Genomic DNA, 25,105 nt, shown 5'->3' with positions numbered 1-25,105 from the left:
GAGACGTATCTGCGGGACTTGCTAAAGCGCACGGCGCTCATCCATAGGAGAGGTCGTCGCAGGGATTGTCCGCTGCTGAGCGTCCCTTGTGGTTGTGCTCCTTGCCACCTGCTCCATCGTTGTCCTGGGCACGGTGAGGCTCGTAGTCAGTTCCCAGGGTCACCCTCAGGCCCTGCGCTGTGCCCGGCTCGGTTGTCGCGCCTGGGAAGAGCTTGGCAAGTTTGGTCGCCTCGGAGTGCTCGCCCGGCCCATATGAGATGACGGTTGCCGTGTGGTCCTGTGTGGCGGCATTCCCACTGTCGGCCACTGAGAAGTGGTGCTCCCGCAGCGCATCGGCTGCGGCTGCGGCGAGACCGGATGTAGTGGTGCCGTTGTAGACAGAGACGCTGATGCCGTCGCCTTGCACCGAGTCGGAGTTCGGCGAGGGGCGCGCGGAGTCCTTCTGTCCTTCGGACGGTCCGCCACTGGCGTCGGCTCCGCTCAGCGTGCGATCCGCTTTGATGTCCGCCCACAGTTCATTCGCGTCCGGCTGCACGATGGCGACTCTGTTGCCCTGGTAGCGCCATGGCACGGTGACGAATCGGGTGTTGTCCAGATCGATCCCCTTGAGCGACATGGCGAAGTCGACCATCTTCTTCGGCGTACCCAGGGCTTCATCGACCGTCATGGACTTCGTGGCGGCGTTTGCGAGGGGCAGCAGAGTTGTCGGGCTGAAGCCCTGCTGCTTGATCTTCTTTATCAGGGAGCCGACGAAAGCCTGCTGGCGCTTGATGCGGCCTATATCGGAACCGTCCCCTATGCCGTGCCGGATACGTACGTAGTCCAGCGCCCGCTGGCCGGAGACTGTCTGCTCTCCGGCGTGGAAGAGGAGCTTGCCGCGGGAGCGCCGGTTGGGGTTCAGGTCGTTCTGATAGATGTCCTTGGGCACGCAGACCGGCACGCCGCCGACGGCTTCGGTCACCGCGGAGAAGCCTTTGAAGTCGACGACGACGGTGTGGTCCACCCGCAGCCCGGTCAGCTTCTCGACCGTGTTCTGAGTGCAAGCGGGGTTGCCCTCCTCGGTCTGTCCGACCGAGAAGGCCGCGTTGAACATCGCGTTGTGCCGGGTGCGGCTCCAGGTGCCGTCGGGCAGCTTGCAGGGCGGAATATCCACCAGCGCGTCCCGGGGAAAGGAGACGGCGACAGCGTGCTCGCTGTCGCCGTATACGTGGAGCAGGAAGGCTGTGTCGGAGCGCCCTATGTCGTCTTTGCGGCCACCGCCCAGCCGGTCGTTGCCGTCGGTGCGCGCGTCAGAACCGATGACCAGGACGTTCTGTCCGCCTGCACCCGCATCCGGGCGGTTCTTGCTCAGCCCATCGGACCCGAAGGTGCTGATGTTGCCGTTCAGTCGCACGTAGAGCCACGCAGCACCCGATGTCACAAGCACCAGGAGGGAAAGCACTATGACGCCTGCTATTCGCGTCTCTTTGCGCACGGCGTGCTGTCGGCCAGCCGTTCTCCCCTTCCCTTCGGGGGCGTCCTCGCCCCTCATGCTGTGTTTCGGCATGCGGGCTCCTGGTCTTGCGCGACGGGGTGAGGGAGGAGACGGAAAGGAAGGCAGAAGGCGGTACGCGGCTTGGCGCGCACCGCCCATCGGTCTCCTGCCGACTGCCGCGATCACCTCGACTTTTCCGAGAGATGGCGAGCGGTGGGGGCAGCCGGGACCGCCGTGTGCGTGCTTGCGGTCAGGTGTGCGTGCGCGCGGTCAGAGGTCGAACTCGTGGGGCGGCAACCCGAGTGCGTAGCATGCCTCGCGGACGATGGCCTGTTCGTCCTTGTCGAAGTGGCCGTCGGCGCCGCCGATGACGATGCCGATCTGGATGACGGCGCGCGCCTCGGCAGGCTTCTTCTTGGCCTTGCCGACCTCCTGCATCACGCTGACCTTGCCGAAGTCGAAGTCGGCGGTCAGCTTGTCGCAGTTGGCCTCGAACCGGGCCTGCAGGTCTTCGGCGGGGAAGTTCTGCAGTACCTCGTTGGTCGCGATGAGCTGGGCGACCTTGCGCCTCTCGTCCGGGTCGATGCTGCCGTCGGCTGCGGCGACCAGGGCGCACATCGCCATGCTCGCGTCCCGGAAGGCTCCGCTCTTGAGGTCGTTCTTCTTCGCCTCCAGCTGGCTCTGCATCGTCTGCGCCGATTCCTTGATGCGGTCCCAGAGGGCCATGCGAACTCCGTTCTCCCTTGTCGGCCCGGTCGTCCACACATACCGGGACAGAGAACTCTACAGGCTGTAGAAGTTACCAGACGGAGTTCGCCTCCTTCTTCCGAGGTATTGGGGGCAGGGGCTGCTGAGCCTTGTACATGTAGCTGAACGCAAGAGGGACGGCAGGGCGGACGCTTTGCGGCGATGGTCGGCAAGGCGGAGCGCCTTGCCGACCACCGTTCATCTGCTGACCGCCTCCTGCTTGCGGGGGCGGCCTCCGGTACGGGGGCGCACCGAGTCCCCGCTGGTGCTCAGTCCTCCTCTTCCTCCTCGTCATCGTCGTCGAAGACCTCGTCGATGACCTCGGCGGCCACGAACCCCCCGGCCACGCCGACAGCGACACCGGCCGCCGCGCCGGCGACGACGGCACCGGTGCTCGGACCGGAGCGGTGATGACTGTGAGGGGAGTCGTCGTGGTGGAACCCGTGGCCCTGATGGGGCGGGTACGGGCCGGCGTGGTCTGCGGCGTAGCCGCCGTGGTGCTCGGCCATCCGCCGTACCCAGGAGTCGACTTCGGTGTTCCAGTCGACGTGCTCGACGCCCTCGTGGCTGGCGGTGAAGCGGTTGACGGCGTCGTGCCCGCCGGAGAAGAGTCCGCCGCGCTTGTCCGCCTCCAGGACGACCTCCATGCCTCCCGGGGTGGCGAGGAAGGTCACCTCCACCTCGTTGACGGCGTGTGCGTACTGCGGGGCCGGAGAGAGCTCGATCTCCTGGTAGAAGGGCAGTGTCTGCCCCGTGCCGTGAATGTGGCCCAGCTCCAGGTCCGCGGATTTGAAGCCGAATCCGAGCTGTCCCAGAGCCTCCAGTACGGCTTCCTGCGCGGGAAGCGGCGCCACCCGCAGGGGGTCGAGGTCGCCTTTGTCCTTGGCTCCCGCCACGGCCAGCTCCGTGCGGACGCCGAGGATCACGCCGAGGGACTGGCCGTGCAGCTCCGTGATCGGCGTCTCCCACGGAAGAGTGACCGTGAACGGAACGTCGCGCCGCTCACCTTCGGCGAGACGAAATCCGCCGCCGACCGTGAGCCGGTCGAAGGCGATCACGCCCTCGTGCTCCTCGTCACCGTGCTCCGCCTCCACCCGGGCGACGAGTTCGAGAGTGATCTGTTCGATCTCGCAGTCGGCGGAGCCTCCTTCGAGATGCACCTGGCCGGAGAGCGGGCCGCCCGGCCGCACCGGTCCGTCGTCGAGGACCGTGTCCACCGAGGGGCCGCCCACCCCGAGAGCCCCGAGAAGCCGTTTGAACACCATCGTGGGCGTTCTCCTTCACTTGTCTTCCAGCGCTTGAGTGCGTGCAGTCCCGCCCCGGTCACGAGGCGTACTTGCCGCAGGATCTACGCTACGCCAGGCTTCTACAGCACTGTAGTTTTCAAGTCGCCACCGCTGTCGGCGTTTTCGCCGCCCGGCCCAGGGAGTGGACCACATGTTCGGGTTGAGTGAACTGGCCCTGCTGCTCATCGTCGTCCTCGTAGTTGTGGGGGCCAAGAAGCTGCCGGAGCTCGCCCGCTCGGCAGGTAAGGCGGCGCGCATCTTCAAAAGCGAGAGGAAGGCGCTGAAGGACGACGACAAACGGCAGGGCGGAGAGGAGCCCGGAGCCTCACTGGTGGTCCCCGGCGAGGTCGTTGAGCGCGGTGCGACCCCGCACGAGCGCTCCTGACCCCTGCCGTTCCTGTCCTGATGCGCTCGGCCGCTCAGGAGGCCGCAGGGTGCAGAAGGCGGGCGAGCAGGTCGTCAAGGCTGACCATCCCCGTGAGGCGGCCGGACTCGTCCCGCACGAGGGCCAACGAGGCACGCTTCTGCCGTAGGCGTTCGACGGCGTCGGCTACCGTGTCGCCTTCGTTGAGCTCAGGAGTGGGCCTGGCCAGGTCGCGTGCCAGGGCCGGACGGTCGCCCGCCCGAGCGACCAGGGCATCCCGGGCGTGGAGGGAGCCCAGAACGGTTTCGCCGTCGCGGACGAGCAGACGTGTGCGGTCGCTGTCGGTTGCGGCTCGCAGGATGTCATTCAGCCCCGCGTCGGCTGGTACGGAAGCGATGCGCTCGGCTGGAACCTGCAGTCCCGCGACCGGGCTCTGCGGCTCGGTCAGTGACCGGGTGATCAGCCCGGAATCCGTCTTGTCGATGAGCCCCAGTCGCTCGGACTCGGCCACAAGGTGTGTGAGCTGTTCCCGGTTGTGTACGGAGGCCAGCTCGTCCCGCGGTGTCACCCGGCACATCCGAACCAAGCCGTTGCTCATCTTGTTGAACAGCCAGATGAGGGGACGCACGAGCTTGACCAGGTTGCGGAAGGAGGGAGCGAGAAGCATCGCTGAGCGCTCGGGGTGCGCGATGGCCCAGGACTTGGGCGCCATCTCGCCCGCCACCATGTGCAGAAAGACCACCACGGCCATGGCGATGGCGAAGGAGACGCCGTAGCTGATGCCGCTGGGCAGCCCCAGTTGGTGCAGCACCGGGTCGAGCTCGTGGGAGATGGCCGGTTTGGAGACCGAGCCCAGACCCAGGGTGCATACGGTGATGCCGAGCTGCGCACCGGCGAGCATCAGCGAGAGCTCGCGCATGCCTGCGAGGGCGGCTTTGGCGCCACGTCGGCCTTCAGCTATGGCCTTCTCGACGCGGTGCCGCTTGGCGGCGACGAGGGCGAACTCGGCGGCTACGAAAAAGCCGCTGCCGGTCAGCAGCAAAAGCGTGACGAGCACGGCCACAGGGAAGCTCATGCGGACTTCTCCTTGCTGAGGTGCCCGTCTGCGGGCGGCCGACTCACGGTGCGTTCCAGCCGGACACGTTCCGGGACGTGCCGGTCGAGGGCCTTGACGTCGATGACCACGTGGCTCTTGTCCGGCAGCTCCAGGGTGAGACGGTCACCAATGGTGGGGAACCGGCCGAGGCGGTCGATGACCAGCCCGGCGATGGTGGAGTAGTCGCTGTCCTCCGGAAGCTCGACCCCTGTGGCATCAGCAACCTCGTCGAGACGCAGGCCCCCGTCGACCAGCCACCCGTTTCCGTCCGCGAGCACGGAGGCTGCAACGGTGTCGCTCTCGTCGGCGATATCGCCGACCAACTCCTCCGCGATGTCCTCGTAGGTGACCAGCCCTGCCACGCCACCGTGTTCATCCAGTACAACAGCGAACTCGTCTTCGCGGTCGCGCATCTGACTGACGGCCGCAGGCAGGGGCAGGGAGTCCGGCAGAAGCTGCGGGGAACGTGCCAGAGCACCAGCGGTTGTGTGCTCCAGTTGGTCGGCGGACAGCCGCATCAGCTCGCGTACTCCCACCACGCCGACGATGTCGTCGGGGTGGTCGCCCAGGACCGGGTAGTTGGAATGGCCGTGCTCGGCGATCAGTGCCACCACCTCGGCAGCGTCGGCATCCCGGCGTACGAACACGGCATCCGCCCGCGGTACGAGAACCTCGCCCAGGGACCGGTCGGAGAATTCCAGCGCATGGTCCAGCAGCTCCGCCGTCTGTGCGGGCAGCTCTCCGTGCTGGTGCGCTTCGCCGATGAGGTGCCCGAGCTCCTCCAGAGTGGCGCCGTGGTGCAGTTCTTCGACCGGCTGAATGCCGACTCTGCGCAGCAGCGCGTTCGCCGCGCTGTCGAAGACGCGTACGAGGGGTCCGACAATCCTGAGGTAACTCAGCGTGGATGCCGCCAGCGACTTGGCGAGCCGCTCGGGCACAGCGATGGCGAGGTTCTTCGGCGCCAGCTCGCCCAGCACCATCTGCAACACGGTGGCCAGAACGAAGGCGAGTACCAGCGAGATACCCGTCACCACTTCACCGGACAGGCCCATGCCCTGCAGCACAGGCTTGAGAAGCGCTGAAACCGAAGGCTCGGCAAGGAAGCCGACGACGAGACCGGTCACGGTGATCCCGAGCTGTGCCCCGGAGAGCATGAACGACAGGCGCTCCAGCACCTTCAGCGCTCTGGCAGCTCGCTTGTCGCCTGCCTGGGCCTCACGGGAAAGAGCGAGCCGGTCAGCCGAGACGTAGGCGAACTCCTGGGCGACGAAGTAGCCGGTGCCGGCCGTCAGCACGACGACGGCCAACAGGCCCAGCGCGGCGTTCACCGACCACCGCCCGGCCGAGCGAGATCGTCACATGCGGGAAGGCGTTGAGACCGGGATCTGTGTCCCGGACGGTCCGTCGGTGTGCCGGACAACGGGCTGGCTCCTCTGCGGAAAGGGATGTCCGGGGAACGACCGTGTCGGACACCGGGTTCCCGGGCGGCTCAAACGCGGTAGGCCGCGGCTGACTACCGCTCCGGACGTCACAGGTGACGGGCGATGGCGGGCATCAGGTCCTGGAAGGTACGTCCTTGTGCCGGCTCGCCGATGGCGGCCATCTGCCATCCTCCACCCGACCGATAGACCTTGGCCATGATCTGCGCCGTGTGCGGCCCGCCTCCTGTGAGGGTGTAGCGCGCGAGCTCCTGGCCGGAGCTCTCGTCGATGAGGCGGCAGTAGGCGTTCTGTACTTCCTCGAAGGTCTGACCGGTGAAGGAGTTCACCGTGAAGATGATCTGGTCCACGCGGGACGGAACACGTTCAAGTGCCACGCCGATGGACTCGTCGTCGCCCAGCCCGGTGCCGCCGACCAGGTTGTCACCGCTGTGCTGGACCGAGCCGTCGTCGCTGACCAGATGCTGGAAGAACACGACGTCCACTGGCTCACCGGCCGCGAACAGTACGGCGGACGCGTCGAGATCGATTTCGCGGGCTCCGGCGAGCTTGGCAAGGAATCCCTTGCGCGGTGCGGCCTGCCAGCCCAGCCCCATCCGCACGTTGGTGAGCGAGCCACCGCCGGACTTGGTCAGACTGATCTGCTGGCCTTTGGACAGGTTCACGGACATCTCAGGGTCCTCGGTTCTAGTGGCAGTGGGTCGAACGGATCAGGGATGCGCCCCGACACACGGATGCGGAGCAGCGATCCTGGGCGCCGGTCTCAGACGTTGACGCCGAAGTCGGCCGCGATCCCGGCCAGCCCAGAGGCGTATCCCTGGCCGACGGCACGGAACTTCCACTCGGCGCCGTGCCGGTACAGCTCACCGAAGACCATCGCCGTCTCCGTTGCGGCGTCCTCGGTCAGGTCGTAGCGGGCGATCTCCTGGTTGTCCGCCTGGTTGACGACCCTGATGAAGGCGCCCCGTACCTGCCCGAAGTTCTGTGAGCGGGCCTCGGCATCGTGGATGGAGACCGGAAAGACAATCTTGGAGACCTCGGCGGGAACAGCGGCCAGGTTCACCTTGATGACTTCGTCGTCACCCTCTCCCTCGCCGGTGAGGTTGTCGCCGGTGTGCTCGACGGAACCGTCCGGGCTCTTGAGGTTGTTGTAGAAGACGAAGTGCTGGTCGGAGACGACCTTGCCCGCCTCGTCGCACAGCAGGGCCGAGGCGTCGAGGTCGTAGTCGGTGCCGGTGGTGGTCCGCACGTCCCAGCCCAGGCCGACCAGAACCGCGCTCAGCCCCGGTGCCTCCTTGCTGAGCGAGACGTTGCCACCCTTGGCCAGGGAAACTCCCACGTTCTTCTCCTTCCGTGCCGTTGGCGGACCCGAGGACCTCGGTGTGAAGCCCTGACGAAAAAACTACAGCACTGTAGAAAGAGATGTCCGGGTGATCGGGCAACCACGTTCTGACGAGCGGGTGGCAGTTCAGTCGTCGGCATGCCGTGGGCGGCAAAGCGAGCCGATCAGCGCTCCGAGAGGTTCCGCTTCGGCCGCTTCCCGTGAGCCGCGCCTCCTGCCTGCTGGCCGTCCCGGAAGAACCAGGGCATGGCCGGTTCCATCAGGGGCCGGAACAGCTTGCGTACGGGAGACGTGCACAGGAGCGTCATCATCGCTGCGACGAGCACTGTCAGGGCGACGCGGCTCGCCGGGTGGTCCACCCAGTCCAGGCTGTACCAGTCCAGCTCGCGGGAGAGCTTGATCGGATACACATGCAGCAGGTAGGCGTACAGGGTGCCCGCGCCCAGGGTGGTGAACCACATGTGCCGGCGGGGAACCCAGGCCAGGAAGCACGCGGTCAGCACCAGGCCGCAGCCGAAGACGGCCAGCACCATCGTCGCGTCGACCCAGGCAGGGACCCCCATCTCCGCCGCGGACTTCTCCCGCAGGAACCAGTCGGAAGACATCCGGGGCACCGCCCAATAGGCCAGCAGCAGCGCACAGGCCACCACCGGCACCGCGAGCCAGCGAGCCGCACGACGCTGCACGAGTTCGAAGTGCTCCGGTCGCAGTTGCAGCCCCAGCACGAAGAAGGGCAGGAACTGCGCGATGCGCATCAGGTCCAGGTCGTTGCTGATGCTCGGCGTGACACTCGCACCGACGGCGATTGCCAGAGCTACAGGCATCGGCCAGCGCAGGTTCTTCCACACCGGCGTGGTCAGTCGCCACACGAACAGAGCGACGAGGAACCAGAGCGCGAACCCCGGCTCCTGATAGTGGAACTCCCGGTGCGGGTCGTCGAGCCACCGCATGAACAGCGTGTAGACCGTCTGGAACGCCAGATACGGCACAAGGACGCCCGTGACGAGCCGCTTGATCTGGCGCGGGGTGCCCTCGTAACTCCGGGAGAGATAGCCGGAGATGATGATGAAGGCGGGCATGTGGAAGGCGTAGAGCGTGGCGTACAGGGCGCTGACGGTGCGGCTGTCGCCCTGCATGGGTGCCCACAGGTGCCCGACCCCGACCAGCACGATGGTGAGGTACTTCGCGTTGTCGAGGAACGGATCGCGTCGGCCGGGCGGCCGGGCGGCCTTCTCGGGTGCAGGTGGCGCTGACGGCCTCTCCGCCAGCGGTGCGGGGGATACCGGGCGGGCGGAGGGCAGCGGCGCTCGCGTATAACCAGCCTGCAACATTAAGAGCACGATAGCGGTCAACCCTGTGTAAGAACATACGCGAGCGGGCACCAGGCGGGATTCGGCGGATAGGCCTGTGCCTTCGCGCTTCCGCTCGGCTGCGACTGCGGTTGCTCCACCGGGACCTGTCCGGGCCCTGTGCCGCTGCCTCCGCCCATCGCGGAGCATCTGGCGACGCCTGCTCCGCCGAGGTGGATCTTGTGGGCGCAACTGAGACCAGAACTGAGACCAGCCAACGACAAGGGCCCCGGCCGCTGAGCGGTCGGGGCCCTTGTTCAGCCCGGTGAGGCTGGGCGGAGGATACGAGATTCGAACTCGTGAGGGGTTGCCCCCAACACGCTTTCCAAGCGTGCGCCCTAGGCCACTAGGCGAATCCTCCGCCGCAAACTGTACAAGACCTTGGGGAGTGCTCGCGAACTCGTATCCGGGGGCGGATGGGGGGCCGGGGTGGAGGTCGAACGGGGGGCGGGGGATCGGGTAGGCTGGCGACAGCCCCTCACGTGGCGCTAACTGACTGAACTCCCCCAGGGCCGGAAGGCAGCAAGGGTAGGTCGGCTCTGGCGGGTGCGTGGGGGGCGTTTGCGTGGGCCCCCGGGAGTGGGCCGCTTCGGGGGTGGGCCGCTTGTCGGTGGCGGCCTATATCGTCGGGGGTGTGTCGTCCCTCGCCCTGTATCGCCGCTATCGCCCCGAGACCTTCGCCGAGGTCATCGGGCAACAGCATGTGACCGACCCGCTCCAGCAGGCGCTGCGCAACAACCGGGTCAACCACGCGTACCTCTTCAGTGGCCCGCGCGGCTGTGGGAAGACGACCAGCGCGCGCATTCTGGCCCGGTGCCTCAACTGCGAGCAGGGGCCCACCCCCGCGCCCTGCGGGGAGTGCCAGTCGTGCCGTGATCTCGCGCGGAACGGGCCCGGTTCGATCGACGTGATCGAGATCGACGCCGCCTCGCACGGCGGTGTGGACGACGCCCGGGAGCTGCGGGAGAAGGCGTTCTTCGGGCCCGCCTCGAGCCGGTACAAGATCTATATCGTCGACGAGGCGCACATGGTGACCCCGGCCGGGTTCAACGCGCTGCTGAAGGTCGTCGAGGAGCCGCCCGAGCACCTGAAGTTCATCTTCGCGACGACGGAGCCCGAGAAGGTCATCGGGACCATCCGGTCGCGTACGCACCACTACCCGTTCCGCCTCGTACCGCCGGGTACGTTGCGTGACTACCTGGCCGAGGTGTGCGAGCGGGAGCAGATCCCGGTCGAGGACACGGTCCTGCCGCTGGCCGTACGGGCCGGCGCCGGCTCGGTACGGGACTCGATGTCGGTGATGGACCAGTTGCTCGCCGGGGCCGGTGAGGACGGTGTGACTTATGCCATGGCGACCTCGCTGCTCGGCTACACCGACAGCGCTCTGCTGGACGACATCGTCGACGCGTTCGCCGCGGGGGACGGGGCGCGGGCCTTCGAGATCGTCGACCGCGTCATCGAGGGCGGACACGATCCCCGCCGGTTCGTCACCGACCTGCTGGAACGGCTGCGGGATCTGGTGATCCTCGCCGCCGTGCCGGACGCCGTAGAGAAGACGCTGATCGACGCGCCGGGAGATGTGGTCGAGCGGATGCGGGCCCAGGCTTCGGTCTTCGGAGCCGCCGAGCTGAGCCGCGCCGCCGACATCGTCAATACCGGGTTGACGGAGATGCGGGGGGCCACCGCCCCCAGATTGCAGCTCGAGCTGATCTGCGCCCGCGTACTGCTGCCCGCCACGTACGGGGACGAGCGCTCCGTGCAGGCCCGGCTGGACCGCTTGGAGCGGGGCGTCGCGGGGGCCGCGTTGGGCGGGGGCGGGGCGGTTCCCGCCGCTGCACCTGGGCCCGCTCCTGGGGCCGGGCCTGGGCTTGGGGCTGCCCCCGCCCCTGGGGCCGGTGACGGTGCGCTTGGTGGCCCGGGCGGTGGCGGTCCCGGGGGTGGCGTCGGTGCCGTGCCTGCGGGGGTGCCGTCCGAGGGCGGTGCCGAGCCCATCGCCGAGCCCTCAGCCGGGCCGGCGCGAGGCAACGCGCAGGCGCCCGTACCGCCTGCTTCGGCTCCGTCCGCCGTTCCCGACGCTGAGTCCGGGCGACGGCCCGGCGCCTGGCCGGGTGGCACTGGGCCCGGCGGTGCAGGTTCGGGGGACTCCGGGCGGCGGCCCGGGGCCTGGCCTGCCACGGCCGGTCCGGCGAGCGGTGGCGGCCCCGCCACGCCCGCGTCCGCTCCTGCGGCGTCCACCGGCCCCTCGCCGACCGGCCCCGCACCCGCCGCCTCGGCACCGTCCGCTCCGGCACCGTCCGCTCCGGGCGCCCCTCCCGCGAACGGGGCACCCCCGGCCGGTGCTCCCGCCGGCGGCGGCGATCCCGCGCAGGTGCGGCAGATGTGGCCGCAGATTCTGGAGGCCGTCAAGAACAGGCGGCGCTTCACCTGGATTCTGCTCAGCCAGAACGCGCAGATCGTCGGCTTCGACGGCAAGACGCTCCAGATCGCCTTCCCCAACGCGGGCGCGCGCGACAGCTTCGCCAACGGCGGCAGCGACGAGGTGCTGCGGCAGGCGCTCGGAGACGCGCTGGGAGTGCAGTGGCAGGTCGAGGCCATCGTCGATCCGTCCGGTGGCGGCGGGGGCGGGGGCGGTGGCGGCGGCCAGGGCGGTGGTGCCGGGGGCCCTAGCGGGCCGGGCTCCGGGTACGGCGCGGGGTCCGGGGCAGGGTCCGGTGCCGGTGCCGCGGGAGGCGGCGTAGGAGGCGGTGCGGCAGGCGCGCGGAGCGCGATGACGGCGCCCGCTCCCGCACAGACGCCGCCGCAGCAGTGGTCGGCGCCCGCAGCCGCGCCGGAGGCGCCCGCCTCCGGACCCGGTTCGTCGGGTGCGCCCGGTGCACCCGGTGGGACGGGGCGCGCCGCCGATCCCTCGGCGGCTCCCTCCCGGTCGTCGGTGCCCGCGCAGCCCCCGGGACCAGAAGCCTCCCGCCCGTCCTCTCAGCCGTCGAGCTTCGGCGGGCCGGAGGACGACATGCCCGCCGAGGACGACCCCGACCTCGACGAATCGGCTCTCTCCGGCCACGACCTCATCGTCCGGGAGCTCGGTGCGACCGTGATCGAGGAGTTCCAGCACGACTGATGGTCGCCCGCCGTCTCCCGCCCGCTGGAGCGGAAGTGCCGGACGGAGGGTGAGGAGGGGCAGCCCGCCAAGGGCTGAGCACGTAGGCTCGGGGCGGTGAAGAGGCGTCTAGTGAGCCAGGAGCAATCGTGATTCCCGGTGGTGGGCAGCCTGACATGCAGCAGTTGCTGCAGCAGGCGCAGAAGATGCAGCAGGATCTGGCGACGGCGCAGCAGGAGCTGGCCGAGGCTTCCGTCGAGGGCACGGCGGGCGGCGGCCTGGTGAAGGCGACCGTCAATGGTTCCGGTGAGCTCCAGGGGCTGGTCATCGACCCGAAGGCGGTGGACCCGGAGGACACCGAGACCCTCGCCGACATGGTGCTCGCGGCGGTCCGCGACGCGAACAGCGCGGCCGCCTCGCTCCAGCAGGAGAAGCTGGGCCCGCTCGCGCAGGGCATGGGCGGCATGCCCGGCCTGTCGCTCTGACAGGGCGGTCGCTCCGACGCGGCGGCCGCTCTCCAGGGCGGCCGCCCGGGCAGCGGGCGGCCCCGGCCGCCCGCGCTTCCGGCCCCACGGCCCGGCGCACAACCGGGCGCCGTAACCGGGTGCCGTAACCGGGCGTACGACGGGCCCACGCCCGGCGCACGCCGCCCAGCGGCCGGCGCATGGCGTACGGCGCCCGCCCCCTGGGCGCGGCTGCGCCACCACGCCCCTCGCCCCTCGGTACCGGGGCAGGCCCGCGACCCGCAGGCCCCGAGCCCGCAGGCCCCAGGCCGCAGCAGCCCGCGAGCGCCGCAGCCCGGGGGAGACCGTCCGGCCTCCCGGTGCGGTGGGCAAGGGCTGGTCGGCGGCTAGTGGTGGCCCCAACGGGCCACTAACGTACTCAGAGGACGAACAGAGAAGCAGGCGGGAGCCATCCGTGTACGAAGGCGTGGTCCAGGACCTCATCGACGAGTTGGGCAGGCTGCCCGGCGTCGGTCCCAAGAGCGCGCAGCGGATCGCTTTCCACATCCTGCAGGCCGAGCCCGCCGACGTACGCCGGCTCGCCAGCGCGCTGACCGAGGTCAAGGAGAAGGTCAGATTCTGTGCGGTGTGCGGCAACGTCGCCCAGGAGGAGCAGTGCCGGGTCTGTCTCGATCCGCGCCGTGACCCTTCGATCATCTGTGTGGTCGAGGAGCCCAAGGATGTCGTGGCGATCGAACGGACCCGCGAGTTCCGGGGCCGGTACCACGTGCTGGGCGGGGCGATCAGCCCCATCGAGGGCGTCGGCCCCGACGATCTGCGGATAAGGGAGCTGCTCTCCCGTCTCGCCGACGGGACGGTCACCGAGCTGATCCTCGCCACGGACCCCAACCTCGAGGGTGAGGCAACGGCCACGTATCTCGCGCGGATGGTCTCCGCGATGGGGCTGAAGGTGACGCGGCTGGCGAGCGGACTTCCCGTCGGGGGAGACCTGGAGTACGCGGACGAGGTCACTCTGGGGCGGGCCTTCGAGGGAAGGCGGCTTCTCGATGTGTGAGCCCGTATCCGTGACGCACGAGCCCGTGCGAGCCTGTGCGAGCCGAGGGCCGCAGGAGCCCACAGGGGAGCAGGAGCCCACAGGGCCGCAGGAGCCCACAGGGGAGAGGTTGGCCGATGTCTGACGCGACGCTGAACTCCATCAAGAACAACCCCGACGACTTCGCCGTCCAGATCAGCGACCAGATCGAGAGCTTCATCGTCTCGGTCACCGAGGTCGCCAAGGGCGACGACCCGGACAGCGCCGTTCCCTACCTCCTGCTGGAGGTCTCGCAGCTCCTCCTCGCGGGCGGCCGGCTGGGCGCCCACGAGGACATCGTCCCGGACGAGCGGTACGAACCTGATGTCGGTCCCGAGCCCGACGTGGACGAGCTGCGCGAGCGGCTCGCCGCGCTGCTGGACCCGGTCGACGTCTACTCGGAGGTCTTCGACCCGTACGTGCCGCGCTCGGCGCCCGTCGCGTGCCGGATCTCCGACGATCTCTCGGACGTGCTGACCGACCTGCGGCACGGTATGGCCCACTACCGCGCGGGCCGGGTGAGCGAAGCGCTGTGGTGGTGGCAGTTCTCCTACCTCTCCAACTGGGGCCCGACCGCCTCGGCCGCGCTGCGTGCACTCCAGTCGCTGGTGGCGCACGTCCGGCTGGACAAGCCGCTCGACGAGCTCGACGGCCTGGACACCGACAGCAACGCGGCCGAGGAGGACGGCTCCCTGGAGGCGGAGGCGGGCGCCGTGATGGCCGCCGAGATCGCCGAACCACTGGGGCTCAAGAACGCCTGAGGCCGCCCTCAGTCGCGCAGGATGCCCGCTCGGCGCGCGTCGGACAGCCAGGAGGGGAACTCGCTCATCAGGTTCCGGTAGAGGGCGTCGTCGGAGAGGCTGCGGGGCGAGGGGCCCGCGGGGAAGAAGCCGGCGTTGTCCACCGGGCGCCGGTCCGGGGCGGGGAGTTCGTCGAGCCTGCGCAGGAAGTCGAACTGTTTGCTGTCCGGGTCGCCGAAGCCGACGAACTGCCAGAACAGCGGCAGCCGCGCGGCTGTGCACAGTACGTGTTCGGCCGCGGTACGGGACGAGGGGCCGCCGTCCGTCTGGAAGATCACCAGGCCGGGGTCGGTGGCGCCGGAGGCGGTGTAGTGGTCGATGACTGCCTGCATGGCCAGGTGGTAGTTGGTCCTGCCCATGTGTCCGAGGCTCTCGTGCAGCGCGCCGATGCGGTTCTCGTAGGCGTCCAGGCCGACCTCGGCTATGCCGTCCACCTCGGTGGAGAAGAAGACGACGGGGACGGTGCCGTCGTCGTCGAGGTTGGCGGAGAGCCCGAGTGTCTGCTCGGCGAGGTGCTGGACCGTGCCGTCCTTGTAGTAGCGGCGCATGCTTCCCGAGCGGTCCAGGACCAGATAGACGGCGGCGCGCTGGTCACCCAGCCCGGCGTTCTCCAGGGAGTGGCGGGCGGTCTTGTAGAGGTCGACCAGTCCGGGTGCCCGGGAGGCGACCTTCTGCAGATCGACGGCGGGACCCCGTCCAGCCGTCCGTTTCACGTAGTCGATGGCCATTCCGGCAGAGTACGGAATCCCGCGCCGTGGAGTGACGCCGATCACAGCTTTGCTCGCATCGTGAACAGAGTCACGTTTCCGTGTCATTTCGGCCCTGGTGGGCAGGGGCTTCCGCGGACGGGACCGGGTTCCGTCCGGTCGTTAGACTGAGCCGACCAGTGGATCCCATCCTTCCGGGCAGCGTCGCACGGAGCGCCGGGGTCCCGGGAAATGATTCGAGGAGCGAGCACACGTGGGCCTTGTCGTGCAGAAGTACGGCGGCTCCTCCGTTGCCGATGCCGAGGGCATCAAGCGCGTTGCCAAGCGGATCGTCGAAGCCAAGAAGAACGGCAACCAGGTTGTCGTCGTGGTTTCGGCGATGGGTGACACGACGGACGAGCTGATCGATCTTGCCTCAGAGGTGTCTCCGGTCGCCTCCGGCCGCGAGTTCGACATGCTGCTGACCGCCGGAGAGCGGATCTCCATGGCCCTGCTGGCGATGGCGATCAAATCCCTCGGCCATGAGGCGCAGTCGTTCACCGGCAGCCAGGCGGGTCTGATCACCGACTCCGCGCACAACAAGGCGCGGATCATCGATGTGACCCCGGGGCGGATCCAGGACTCGGTCGACGAGGGCAATATCGCGATCGTCGCCGGCTTCCAGGGCGTCTCCCAGGACAGCAAGGACATCACCACCCTGGGCCGGGGCGGTTCGGACACCACGGCGGTGGCGCTGGCCGCGGCGCTGGGCGCCGAGGTCTGCGAGATCTACACCGACGTCGACGGTGTCTTCACCGCGGACCCGCGGGTGGTGAAGAAGGCGCGGAAGATCGACCGGATCTCCTTCGAGGACATGCTGGAGCTGGCATCGTCCGGCTCCAAGGTGCTGCTGCACCGCTGCGTCGAATACGCGCGCCGCTACAACATCCCGATCCACGTGCGGTCTTCCTTCTCCGGCCTGAAGGGTACGTGGGTCACGAACGAGCAGCCGGACGGGCAAGGGGAAGAGTCGATGGAGCAGGCGATCATCTCGGGTGTGGCACACGACACGTCCGAGGCCAAGGTCACGGTCGTCGGGGTGCCGGACAAGCCGGGCGAGGCCGCGGCCCTCTTCCGCGCCGTCGCGGAGGCCGAGATCAACCTCGACATGGTGGTCCAGAACGTCTCCGCCGCCTCCACGGGCCTGACCGACATCTCCTTCACGCTGCCCAAGACCGAGGGCAAGAAGGCCATCTCGGCGCTGGAGAAGGTGCAGGGCACCGTCGGCTTCGACTCGCTGCGCTACGACGACCAGATCGCGAAGATCTCTCTCGTCGGCGCGGGGATGAAGACCAACCCGGGCGTGACCGCCACCTTCTTCGAGGCGCTGTCGAACGCCGGGGTCAACATCGAGCTGATCTCCACCTCGGAGATCCGGATCTCGGTCGTCACCCGCGAGGAGGCCGTGGGCGACGCGGTGCGCGCGGTCCACTCGGCTTTCGGCCTGGACAGCGAGTCGGACGAAGCTGTCGTCTACGGCGGCACGGGGCGCTGATCGCCGGGTCGGCCGCGTCGGCCGGGTCGGCCGGGTAGGGCCTGCCTCTTTCCGTGACCCTTCGGGGCGCCGACCCCCTCTGGCCACCGTGGCACTCGCTGACGGACAATGGCGCTCCCCGCCCCTGCAACCGGCAGGCAGGCGGGGAGCGTCTTTGTGCCTCCAGGGCCTGACGCGCAGGGGGAGCGCGGCCGACGGTCTGGGCGACACGGGGACGTTCACGAAGACTGAGAGATGTGTGTATGACGGCATGTGGTGTGTTTTCGCGCACAGTGCCTGTCGCGTACAACCCTGACGGGGGGAAACGTGTCAAACAGGCGTGGCAGAGGTACTCGGAATCGCAACGGCCCCTGGTCGCCCTGGCCCCGGTGTGGGAGGGCTGCCTGCGGCCGGAGGCATGCCTGTGATCGCGCCGTGGCCGGCCCCGCGCCCCTCGCGTCCGCTCACCCAGCATGGGGACGCTGACGAGGCGATGGCACATGGCACCACAGTCGACCATCTGACCGAGACCTACCGCGCCCACTACAAGTCCCTGCTCGGGCTCGCGGCGCTCCTGCTCGACGACACCGCCTCGTGCGAGGACGTCGTCCAGGAGGCGTTCATCCGCGTCCACTCGGCGCGCAAGCGCGTCCGCGATCCCGAGAAGACCCTCGCCTACCTCAGGCAGACGGTCGTGAATCTGTCCCGCTCCGCACTGCGCCGCCGCATTCTCGGGCTCAAGCTGCTCTCCAAGCCGATGCCCGACATGGCGAGCGCGGAGGAGGGGGCCTACGAGCAGCTCGAACGGGATCAGTTGATACAGGCGATGCGCGGCTTGCAGCGGCGCCAGCGCGAAGTGCTGGTGCTGCGGTACTTCGCGGACATGACCGAGGCTCAGGTGGCCGAGGTGCTCGGGCTCTCCCTCGGCTCCGTGAAGGCGTACGGGTCGCGCGGTATTGCAGCGCTGCGCACCGCCATGGAGACGGCGTCATGAGTGAGGGACTGGGTCTCCCCGGCGGCGAGGAGCCGCGTGAGCAGCACACGCCGCGTGCTGGGACGGACGGGACGGACGGGCACGACGGGAAGGACGGGCACGACGGGAAGGGCGGGAAGGACCGGCCGGAGGAGGGCGCCGAGGCCGCCGAGGCCGCCGAGGCCCAGGAGCGCCCCGCGGTGGACGACGAGGCGGCAGCCGCCTCCGGGGAGAAGGACGCCGCCCGGGAAGCGGCGCCCGGTGAGATGTCGCTGGACCTCTTCGACGAGTCCGAGCTCAGCTCCGAGGAGGAGGTCCTGCGCGGACTGCTGCACAACAGCGTCCGCGGCATCGAGCCGCCCGCCGACAGCCTCGACCGCACGCTCGACCATCTGCGCCGCGCGGTGCCGGCCCGGCGCGCGCACCGCCGTCAGGCCCTGGTCGGCGGGGTGGCAGCGGCGCTCGTCGCGGTCGTCGGAGTGCCCGCGCTCTTCTACGGCGGCGTGCCCGGCGTCGGCGGCGACGACCACCCGTTGAGCGCGGCCAGCACCCACGGCCAGACGCGCGGGCCCGACGCGGGCTCGGGCGGGAACGGCGGCAAGGACGAGGGCGAGCACAACGGCGGCAAGGAGAAGGGCAAGGACAAGGGCGGCAAGGGCGGCTCGGACGCCCGGCCCTCGCCGTCCGGCGGCCCGGGGGACAGCGTCGATCCCAACCAGAGCCTCAGCGCCAGCGCACCCACCTGCGGCAGCGAGCAGCTCGGTGGCGGCTCGGCGCAGTCGGGAGTGCCCGACAGCAACGGCACCGTCTACGGCAGCTTCCGGGTGGCGAACGTCTCCGGTGACGCCTGCACGGTCCAGGGCGAGGGCGTCGTCGGCGCCTCCGTGGAGGGCGGCGGCTCCGGCCAGGTGGTGGTCGTCGACCACACGCCGGGCGACCCGGCACCCGGCCTCGGTGACCCGGCGGCGGCGCGGGACGAGCTGGTGCTGCGGCCGGGCCAGTCGTATGTGGTGAAGTTCGCCTTCGTGCCCAGCGGAAGCTGCAGCTCGCCCACGCCGCAGGGCGGCAGGTACGAGGGCGACACCTCGGGTTCCACGGGAGCCGGTCCCGATGACGGGTCCGGGGACGCCGGTGGCAGCGACGGCTCGGGCGGCGGCACCGGGACGCCCGGCGAGAGCGACGGCGGCAGCGGTGACCCCGGTGGCGGCGACCCCCAGGTCGTGGTCTCGCACACCCCGGAGGGCGGCGCTCCGGCAGCCGACACCCGCGTCCCGGTCGCCTGCGGGAGCGGCACCGTCTACCGCACGGGAGTCATCCCGCAGGGCTGACGAAGGGGCGCCCGTCGGCGGCGAGGGGGTGCCCCTTGGCGGGGCCGGCACCGCGTGGTCGTACTGTGGTGGCGTGTACCGGTTTCTGCTGACCCCGCGATGGTGGGGGATCAACATCTTCGCCGTGTTGGCGATTCCGGTCTGCGTGCTGATGGGCAGCTGGCAGCTCAGCCGGTTCGACGACCGGGTGGACCGGCACCAGGAGCAGCAGGAGCAGTCGGGCACCGGCGCGCACGGCGCGGCGCGGCCGCTGGAGAAGCTGCTGCCGGTCACCCAGGACACGGTGGGCCGCACGGCCGAGGTGACGGGCCGGTTCGATACGGCGCACCCGCTCCTCGTCCCGGACCGCACGGTCAAGGGGAAGCGCGGGTTCTATGTGCTGTCCCTGTTGCGCACCGGCCAGACGAACGGCGGCCAGACGAACGGCGGCAAGGCCCTTCCCGTCGTACGCGGTTGGCTGCCGGGCGAGCCGGACCCGGAGCGGGTACCGGCGGCGCCGAAGGGGAAGGTCACGGTGCGGGGCGTGCTCCAGGCGCCGGAGTCGCACAGCGACGCCGGCGAGGGCGCCTCGGGCGGCCTGCCCGACGGGCAGCTCGGCTACGTCAGTGCGGCCACGCTCGTCAACGTCGTCCCGTACGACGTCGAGGAGGCCTGGATCACCGAGCAGCGGACCGAGCGGCCGCTGAGGCCGGTGCCGCCGGTCGCGCCCGACAACACCGGCCTCGATATGAAGGCGTTCCAGAACCTGGGCTACACGGCACAGTGGTTCGTGTTCGCCGGGTTCGTGGTCTTCATGTGGTTCCGCTTCTTCCGCCGGGAGGCGGAGCTGGCCAAGGACGCGGCGCTGGGCCTCATCCCCGGGGACCGGCCGGACGGTCCGGAAGCGGATGCCCGCCCTCCCGGTCCGTCGTCGGAAGATGCCGCAGCGCGAAATCGATCTCCAGCCTGACCTGCTTGATCCGCTCCTCCACGACGAGCGAGCCGTGGCCCGCGTCGTAGCGGTACACCTCGTGCGGGTGGCCGCGCTCCGCCAGCTTGTCGACGTAGTTCTCCACCTGCCGGATCGGGCAGCGCGGGTCGTTGACGCCGGCTGAGATGTAGACGGGGGCGCGTACCTTGTCGACGTACGTCAACGGCGAGGACGCCGCGAAGCGCTCGGGCACCTCTTCGGGGGTGCCGCCCAGCAGCGTGCGGTCCATCGACTTCAGCGCCTCCATCTCGTCGTGGTAGGCGGTGACGTAGTCCGCGACCGGGACGGCGGCCAGCCCGAGCGCCCACGCCTCCGGCTGGGTGCCCAGGCCGAGGAGGGTGAGGTAGCCGCCCCAGGAGCCGCCGGCCAGCACCAGTCGGTCGGGGTCGGCCAGGCCGGAGTCGACGGCCCAGGCGCGGACGGCGTCGATGTCCTCCAGTTCGATCAGGCCGACGCGGTGCTTGAGCGCGTCGGTCCAGGCGCGGCCGTATCCGGTGGAGCCCCGGTAGTTGACCCGTACGACGGCGAAGCCGTGGTCGACCCAGGCGGCGGGCTGCGCGGCGAAGGAGTCGCTGTCGTGGTGGGTGGGGCCGCCGTGCACCTCGAAGACGGTCGGGAAGGGCCCGTCCCCGGCCGGCTTCTGCACCAGCGCGTGCACGGCGCCGCCGGGCCCCTCGACCCAGGTGTCCTCGACCGGCACGGAGCGCGGGGCCTTCATCCCGGGAGGGTCGAGCACGGCCGAGCCGGAGGTGGATCGGACCTGCGGCGGTTCGGCGGCCGACGACCACAGGTACTCGACCGTGCCGTCGGGCCGGGCCGTGGCGCCCATGACGGACCCGGGGGGCGTCTCGATACGGGTCCGCTTGCCGTCGGCCAGGTCGTAGCGGAACAGCTCGTCGCGGGCCTGGTGGCTGTGCGCGATCAGCAGCGCTGAGGCGTCCGGATACCACTCGGCGGCGACGTCACCCGGCAGGTCCAGGTCCAGCTCGGTTGTGGTGCCGGCGACCGGGTCCCAGACCATCGGCTCCCACCGGCCGCGCCGCTGGTGGCCGACGAGCAGCCGAGGGTCGCCGTCGACGGGTGCGAAGCCCAGCACGGTCAGGCCCAGCTCCTTGGTGCCGCCCTCGCTGTCGTCCAGCTCGGCGACGGTGGAGCCGTCGGGACGCACCACGCGCAGCGCCGAGTGCATGGCGTCACCGTGCTCGGTGTGTTCGATCACCAGCAGCGTGCCGTCGTGTGAGAGATCGCCCACACCGGCCGACTCGCTGTGCCGGTAGATCTCCACGGGCGGTTTGGGCGCTCCGGAGACGGGGCGCAGTACATGGATGGTGGAGCCGTCCTCGTCGGTGGAGCGGCCGACGACGACGGTGCCGTCCCGGCCGATCGCCAGCCCCGCCGGGTAGGCGGGGTCCAGGCCCTCGACGGCGACCGTGTCGGGGCCGCCCCCGAAGGGCTGGCGCATCCAGGTGCCGAACTCGTCGCCGTCGGTGTCGGAGAACCACCAGATCCACTCGCCGTCGGGCGAGAGGGTGCCGTCCGTCGTCCCATTGGGACGGTCGGTCACCTGTCGCTGTTCGCCGGTCGTACGGTCCCAGGCGTACAGCTCGAACGTGCCCGTCGCGTTCGATACGAACAGCGACCGGGCGGGTGCGTCCTCGGCCCACTCGGGCAGTGAGACGCGCGGCGCCCGGAACCGCTTCTCCCAGTCGGGCATGGCGTGGTCGGGCAGTGCGTTCTGATCCATGCGCCCCATTGTGGACCGGGACCGGTGGTCGGGGCGCGGGGTCGTGAACAGTACAGTTCGAGCGTCCGTGTTCGAGAGCCAGCGCGTGCCGTGAGGTGTCCGTGATGTCCCCCTCCGCCGCCGACCCGTCCCAGGCGGCGGCGCCGGTGACCGTCGTCGGCGTCGGGGCCGACGGCTGGCCCGGCCTCACCGAGCCGGCGCGTGAGGCGCTGCGCGCGGCCGAGGTGCTCATCGGGGGCCGCCGCCAGCTCGACCTGCTGCCGCCCCTGGAGTGCGCGGGGGAGCGGGTGGCCTGGCCGTCCCCGCTGCGGCCCGCCGTCCCCGGGCTGTTCGCCGAGCACGCCGGGCGCCGGATCGCGGTCCTGGCCAGCGGCGACCCGTACTTCTACGGCATCGGCCGCACACTGACCGAAGCGCTCCCGCACCTCTCCCTCCGGGTGCTGCCGCACCCCTCGTCGGTCAGCCACGCGTGCGCCCGGCTGGGCTGGGCGCTGGAGGAGTGCGAGGTCGTCAGCGCCGTCGGCCGGCCGCTCGCCCGGCTCGCTGCCACGCTGCACCCCGGGCGGCGGCTGCTGATCCTCAGCGCCGGGCCCGGCACCGCAGGCGAGGTCGCGGCGCTGCTGCGGGAACACGGTTTCGGGCCGAGCCGGATGCGGGTGCTGGAACAGCTCGGTGGCGCGGCCGAGCGCTCCTTCGAGGGGACGGCCGGCGACTGGGCGCATCCGGCGGGCGACCCGCTCAACATCGTCGCGGTGGAATGCGCGGCGGCACCTGACCGGTTGCGGCTCGGCGCCGTGCCGGGCCTGCCGGACGCCGCCTACGAACACGACGGGCAGCTCACCAAGCGGTACGTACGCGCCGCGACGCTCGCCGCGCTGGCGCCAGCGCCCGGTGAACTGCTGTGGGACGTGGGCGGCGGCGCCGGTTCGATCGCGGTGGAGTGGCTGCGTACGCACCCTGCCTGCCGGGCGCTCACCGTGGAGCGCGACCCCGGGCGGGCCGCGCGCATCGCCCGCAACGCGGACCGGCTGGGGGTGCCCTCGCTCCGCGTCGTCACGGGCAGGGCGCCGGATGCGCTCGCGGGACTGCCCACGCCCGACGCCGTGTTCATCGGCGGCGGCCTGACCGCGCCCGGACTGCTGGACGTCTGCTGGGCGGCGCTGCCGGTGGGCGGCCGGCTGGTGGCCAACACCGTCACCCTGGAGTCGGAGGCGCTGTTGGTCGAGTGGTACCGGCGGTACGGAGGCGAGTTGGTGCGGCTCTCGGTGGCGCACGGGGTGCCGGTGGGCGGCTTCACGGGCTGGCGTCAGGCGATGCCGGTGACGCAATGGGCGGTGCGCAAGGGCGCCGGCCCGGAAGTGGGAGGGGACGTATGACGGTCTATTTCATCGGTGCCGGGCCCGGTGCCGCCGACCTGATCACGGTGCGGGGCGCCCGTACGCTCGCCGCCTGCCAGGTGTGCCTGTACGCGGGCAGCCTGGTGCCCCGCGAACTGCTCGCCGAGTGCCCGCCCGGGGCGCGCCTGGTCGATACGGCCCAGCTCGATCTGGACGCCATCACGGACGAGCTGGTGCGCGCGGACGGCGAGGGGCTGGACGTGGCGCGGCTGCACTCCGGAGACCCGTCCGTCTTCAGCGCCGTCGCCGAGCAGATGCGGCGGCTGGACGCGGCGGGGGTGCCGTACGAGGTGGTACCGGGCGTGCCGGCCTTCGCGGCTGCCGCCGCCGCGCTGAAGCGGGAGTTGACGGTGCCGACCGTGGGGCAGACCGTCGTGCTGACGCGCATCGCCCGGCAGGCGACGCCGATGCCGGAGGGCGAGGACCTCGCCACGCTGGGGCGCAGCGGCGCGCTGCTGGTGCTGCACCTGGCGGTGCGGTACGTCGATGAGTTGGTGGCCGAACTCGTCCCGCACTATGGCGCCGACTGCCCTGCGGCGGTTGTCGCCTTCGCCAGCCGACCGGAGGAGGTTGTTCTTCGGGGGACGTTGGCCGACATCGCGGAGCAGGTGCGGGCCGCCGGCATCAGCAAGACCGCCGTCATCCTGGTGGGCCGCACGCTTGCGGCTTCGCACTTCCCGGACAGCCATTTGTACTCGGCGGAGCGCGACCGGTGCCCTGCGAAGCTTGGGCAGTCTGCGCCAGGGGCGCAGGGTGGGCAAGCGCAGCCCCATGGTGCCTAGCGCACCCTGCTGCGGCCCACAACGGCGCCCGCGCGGTCGATGCAGAGGACATCAACGGCGACGGGCGCCCCCCGCAGCACCGTGAGGGCTTCATCGCGCGCGGCAGCGGCAACGAGATCGCCGAGCGGCACACCTGCGGCGGCACACAATTGCAGGGCCGCAAGGCCCGTGTTGGCCTCAGCAACGCGCGCCGCCAGCACTTGGTCCGCCCCTCCCGCAACGGCCAGCTCGGCGAGGAACCCCTTGTCGACCTGCGAGCGCTTCGAGTGCAGATCCATGTGCCCGGCCGCCAGCTTCGACAGCTTGGCGAACCCCCCGCACAGGGTGAGCCGCTCAACAGGGTGTCGGCGTACATACTTGAGCACGGCGCCCGCGAAGTCCCCCATGTCCAGCAGCGCGTCCTCCGGCAGCCCGTACTCGGCGACGACCGTCCGCTCCGAGGTCGACCCGGTGCACCCGGCCACATGGGTGCGCCCCGCCGCGCGGGCCACGTCCACTCCGCGTCGGATCGAGTCGATCCACGCGGAGCACGAGTAGGGGACGACGATCCCGGTCGTCCCGAGGATGGACAGCCCTCCGAGGATGCCGAGCCGGGGGTTCCACGTGGAGCGGGCGATCTCCTCGCCGTTGTCGACCGACAGGGTGATCTCCACATCGCCGCTGCCGCCGTGCTCCTCCGCGACGCGCGCGATGTGCTCGCGCATCATCTGGCGCGGTACGGGGTTGACGGCGGGCTCGCCCACGTCGAGAGGGAGTCCGGGGCGGGTGACGGTGCCCACGCCGGGCCCGGCGCGGAAGACGACGCCCGCGCCCGGCGCGAGGGCGCGCACGGTGGCGCGTACGAGGGCGCCGTGCGTGACATCGGGGTCGTCACCGGCGTCCTTGACCACGGCGGCGGTGGCGTACCCGGGCCGCGACTCCTCGTAGGCGAGCGCGAAGGCGGGGGTCTGCCCCTTGGGCAGGGTGATCGTCACCGGGTCGGGGAAGTCGCCGGTCAGCAGCGCGGTGTAGGCGGCGGTCGTCGCCGCCGTCGCACAGGCGCCGGTCGTCCAGCCGGGCCGCAGCCCGGTGTGCTTGAGTTGGGCGTCCCGCCCGCCCTGGGCCTCGCGCCCGCCCTGGGCCTCGCCGCCTCCCGCCGCGTCACTCATGCGCGTCACTCATGAA

22 protein-coding genes, 1 tRNA gene and 1 other RNA gene are annotated in these 25,105 nt (G+C 70.4%); 12 read left to right on the top strand and 12 right to left on the bottom strand.

Going from position 1 to position 25,105, the window contains the following annotated elements; all coding sequences use genetic code 11:
- Nucleotides 1-37 precede the first annotated feature (37 nt).
- The 3 genes from HC362_RS14740 to HC362_RS14730 form a co-directional block, all read right to left on the bottom strand.
- Nucleotides 38-1,546, bottom strand: a complete 1,509-nt coding sequence (locus HC362_RS14740; protein WP_243084389.1) for an LCP family protein — start codon at nt 1,544-1,546, stop codon at nt 38-40.
- Nucleotides 1,547-1,744: 198 nt separating this feature from the next.
- Complete coding sequence (locus tag HC362_RS14735; protein WP_243084387.1) at nt 1,745-2,200, bottom strand: TerB family tellurite resistance protein; 456 nt, start codon at nt 2,198-2,200, stop codon at nt 1,745-1,747.
- Between the two features lie 290 nt (nt 2,201-2,490).
- Nucleotides 2,491-3,486, bottom strand: a complete 996-nt coding sequence (locus HC362_RS14730; protein WP_243084385.1) for a sporulation protein — start codon at nt 3,484-3,486, stop codon at nt 2,491-2,493.
- A 172-nt stretch (nt 3,487-3,658) separates the two neighbouring features.
- Here HC362_RS14730 and HC362_RS14725 point away from each other — a divergent pair, with 172 nt between their 5' ends.
- On the top strand, nt 3,659-3,892 hold the full coding sequence (locus HC362_RS14725; protein ID WP_243084384.1) for a twin-arginine translocase TatA/TatE family subunit: 234 nt from the start codon (nt 3,659-3,661) through the stop codon (nt 3,890-3,892).
- Nucleotides 3,893-3,926: 34 nt separating this feature from the next.
- Here HC362_RS14725 and HC362_RS14720 read toward each other — a convergent pair whose 3' ends face one another.
- From HC362_RS14720 to HC362_RS14695, 6 genes are all read right to left on the bottom strand, one after another.
- Nucleotides 3,927-4,946 carry a hemolysin family protein gene (locus HC362_RS14720; protein WP_243084383.1) on the bottom strand — a complete coding sequence of 340 codons (1,020 nt, stop codon included), beginning with the start codon at nt 4,944-4,946 and terminating at the stop codon, nt 3,927-3,929.
- On the bottom strand, nt 4,943-6,295 hold the full coding sequence (locus tag HC362_RS14715) for a hemolysin family protein (RefSeq protein ID WP_243084381.1): 1,353 nt from the start codon (nt 6,293-6,295) through the stop codon (nt 4,943-4,945). Before HC362_RS14715 ends, HC362_RS14720 begins: the two co-directional genes overlap by 4 nt.
- Nucleotides 6,296-6,495: 200 nt before the next feature.
- Complete coding sequence (locus HC362_RS14710) at nt 6,496-7,077, bottom strand: TerD family protein (RefSeq protein ID WP_243084380.1); 582 nt, start codon at nt 7,075-7,077, stop codon at nt 6,496-6,498.
- 92 nt (nt 7,078-7,169) lie between these two features.
- Entirely contained in the window at nt 7,170-7,745 is a 576-nt protein-coding gene (locus tag HC362_RS14705; RefSeq protein WP_243084379.1) for a TerD family protein, read from the bottom strand.
- 167 nt (nt 7,746-7,912) lie between these two features.
- The gene (locus tag HC362_RS14700) at nt 7,913-9,079 is read right to left on the bottom strand and encodes an acyltransferase family protein (protein ID WP_243084378.1); all 1,167 of its coding nucleotides are present in this window, start codon (nt 9,077-9,079) and stop codon (nt 7,913-7,915) included.
- Between the two features lie 294 nt (nt 9,080-9,373).
- Nucleotides 9,374-9,458, bottom strand: a tRNA-Ser gene (locus HC362_RS14695).
- A gap of 108 nt (nt 9,459-9,566) precedes the next feature.
- Here HC362_RS14695 and ffs point away from each other — a divergent pair.
- The 5 genes from ffs to HC362_RS14670 all read left to right on the top strand — a co-directional run bounded on the left by ffs (nt 9,567) and on the right by HC362_RS14670 (nt 14,488).
- Nucleotides 9,567-9,663: signal recognition particle sRNA small type (ffs, locus tag HC362_RS14690), an RNA gene on the top strand.
- A gap of 68 nt (nt 9,664-9,731) precedes the next feature.
- Entirely contained in the window at nt 9,732-12,212 is a 2,481-nt protein-coding gene (locus tag HC362_RS14685) for a DNA polymerase III subunit gamma and tau (RefSeq protein ID WP_243084376.1), read from the top strand.
- 128 nt (nt 12,213-12,340) lie between these two features.
- The gene (locus HC362_RS14680; RefSeq protein WP_243084374.1) at nt 12,341-12,676 is read left to right on the top strand and encodes a YbaB/EbfC family nucleoid-associated protein; all 336 of its coding nucleotides are present in this window, start codon (nt 12,341-12,343) and stop codon (nt 12,674-12,676) included.
- A gap of 433 nt (nt 12,677-13,109) precedes the next feature.
- The gene (recR, locus tag HC362_RS14675; protein ID WP_209266261.1) at nt 13,110-13,709 is read left to right on the top strand and encodes a recombination mediator RecR; all 600 of its coding nucleotides are present in this window, start codon (nt 13,110-13,112) and stop codon (nt 13,707-13,709) included.
- Nucleotides 13,710-13,825: 116 nt separating this feature from the next.
- Nucleotides 13,826-14,488: a DUF5063 domain-containing protein gene (locus HC362_RS14670; protein ID WP_209266260.1), complete on the top strand. Its 663-nt coding sequence runs from the start codon at nt 13,826-13,828 to the stop codon at nt 14,486-14,488.
- A gap of 8 nt (nt 14,489-14,496) precedes the next feature.
- On the opposite strand, the gene HC362_RS14665 is transcribed toward HC362_RS14670, so the two are convergent.
- Entirely contained in the window at nt 14,497-15,255 is a 759-nt protein-coding gene (locus tag HC362_RS14665) for a VWA domain-containing protein (RefSeq protein ID WP_243084372.1), read from the bottom strand.
- Between the two features lie 232 nt (nt 15,256-15,487).
- Here HC362_RS14665 and HC362_RS14660 point away from each other — a divergent pair, with 232 nt between their 5' ends.
- From HC362_RS14660 to HC362_RS14645, 4 genes are all read left to right on the top strand, one after another.
- Nucleotides 15,488-16,768 carry an aspartate kinase gene (locus tag HC362_RS14660; protein WP_243084371.1) on the top strand — a complete coding sequence of 427 codons (1,281 nt, stop codon included), beginning with the start codon at nt 15,488-15,490 and terminating at the stop codon, nt 16,766-16,768.
- A 397-nt stretch (nt 16,769-17,165) separates the two neighbouring features.
- Nucleotides 17,166-17,741: a SigE family RNA polymerase sigma factor gene (locus HC362_RS14655; RefSeq protein WP_243084369.1), complete on the top strand. Its 576-nt coding sequence runs from the start codon at nt 17,166-17,168 to the stop codon at nt 17,739-17,741.
- Complete coding sequence (locus HC362_RS14650; RefSeq protein WP_243084368.1) at nt 17,738-19,048, top strand: hypothetical protein; 1,311 nt, start codon at nt 17,738-17,740, stop codon at nt 19,046-19,048. Before HC362_RS14655 ends, HC362_RS14650 begins: the two co-directional genes overlap by 4 nt.
- A gap of 73 nt (nt 19,049-19,121) precedes the next feature.
- Complete coding sequence (locus HC362_RS14645; protein ID WP_243084367.1) at nt 19,122-19,997, top strand: SURF1 family protein; 876 nt, start codon at nt 19,122-19,124, stop codon at nt 19,995-19,997.
- On the opposite strand, the gene HC362_RS14640 is transcribed toward HC362_RS14645, so the two are convergent.
- On the bottom strand, nt 19,900-21,762 hold the full coding sequence (locus HC362_RS14640) for a prolyl oligopeptidase family serine peptidase (protein ID WP_243084366.1): 1,863 nt from the start codon (nt 21,760-21,762) through the stop codon (nt 19,900-19,902). The two genes, HC362_RS14645 and HC362_RS14640, sit on opposite strands and share 98 nt — an antisense overlap.
- Nucleotides 21,763-21,866: 104 nt before the next feature.
- On the opposite strand from HC362_RS14640, the gene cbiE reads away from it, so the two are divergent.
- Together cbiE and cobM are read left to right on the top strand one after the other, a co-directional pair.
- Nucleotides 21,867-23,138 carry a precorrin-6y C5,15-methyltransferase (decarboxylating) subunit CbiE gene (gene cbiE, locus HC362_RS14635; protein WP_243084364.1) on the top strand — a complete coding sequence of 424 codons (1,272 nt, stop codon included), beginning with the start codon at nt 21,867-21,869 and terminating at the stop codon, nt 23,136-23,138.
- Nucleotides 23,135-23,941 (top strand): precorrin-4 C(11)-methyltransferase, encoded by an 807-nt coding sequence (cobM, locus tag HC362_RS14630; protein ID WP_243084362.1) that lies wholly within the window; start codon nt 23,135-23,137, stop codon nt 23,939-23,941. The genes cbiE and cobM overlap by 4 nt, the downstream gene beginning before the upstream one ends.
- Here the strand turns inward: cobM and HC362_RS14625 are convergent.
- Nucleotides 23,938-25,089, bottom strand: a complete 1,152-nt coding sequence (locus tag HC362_RS14625) for a cobalt-precorrin-5B (C(1))-methyltransferase (RefSeq protein WP_243084360.1) — start codon at nt 25,087-25,089, stop codon at nt 23,938-23,940. The genes cobM and HC362_RS14625 overlap by 4 nt on opposite strands.
- Nucleotides 25,090-25,105 lie beyond the last annotated feature (16 nt).

Source organism: Streptomyces sp. 891-h, assembly GCF_022760275.1.
GTDB classification, from domain to species: Bacteria; Actinomycetota; Actinomycetes; order Streptomycetales; family Streptomycetaceae; genus Streptomyces; species Streptomyces spirodelae.
Note: the sequence above shows the minus strand (reverse complement) of the source record. Positions and strands in the feature narration are given on the sequence as shown.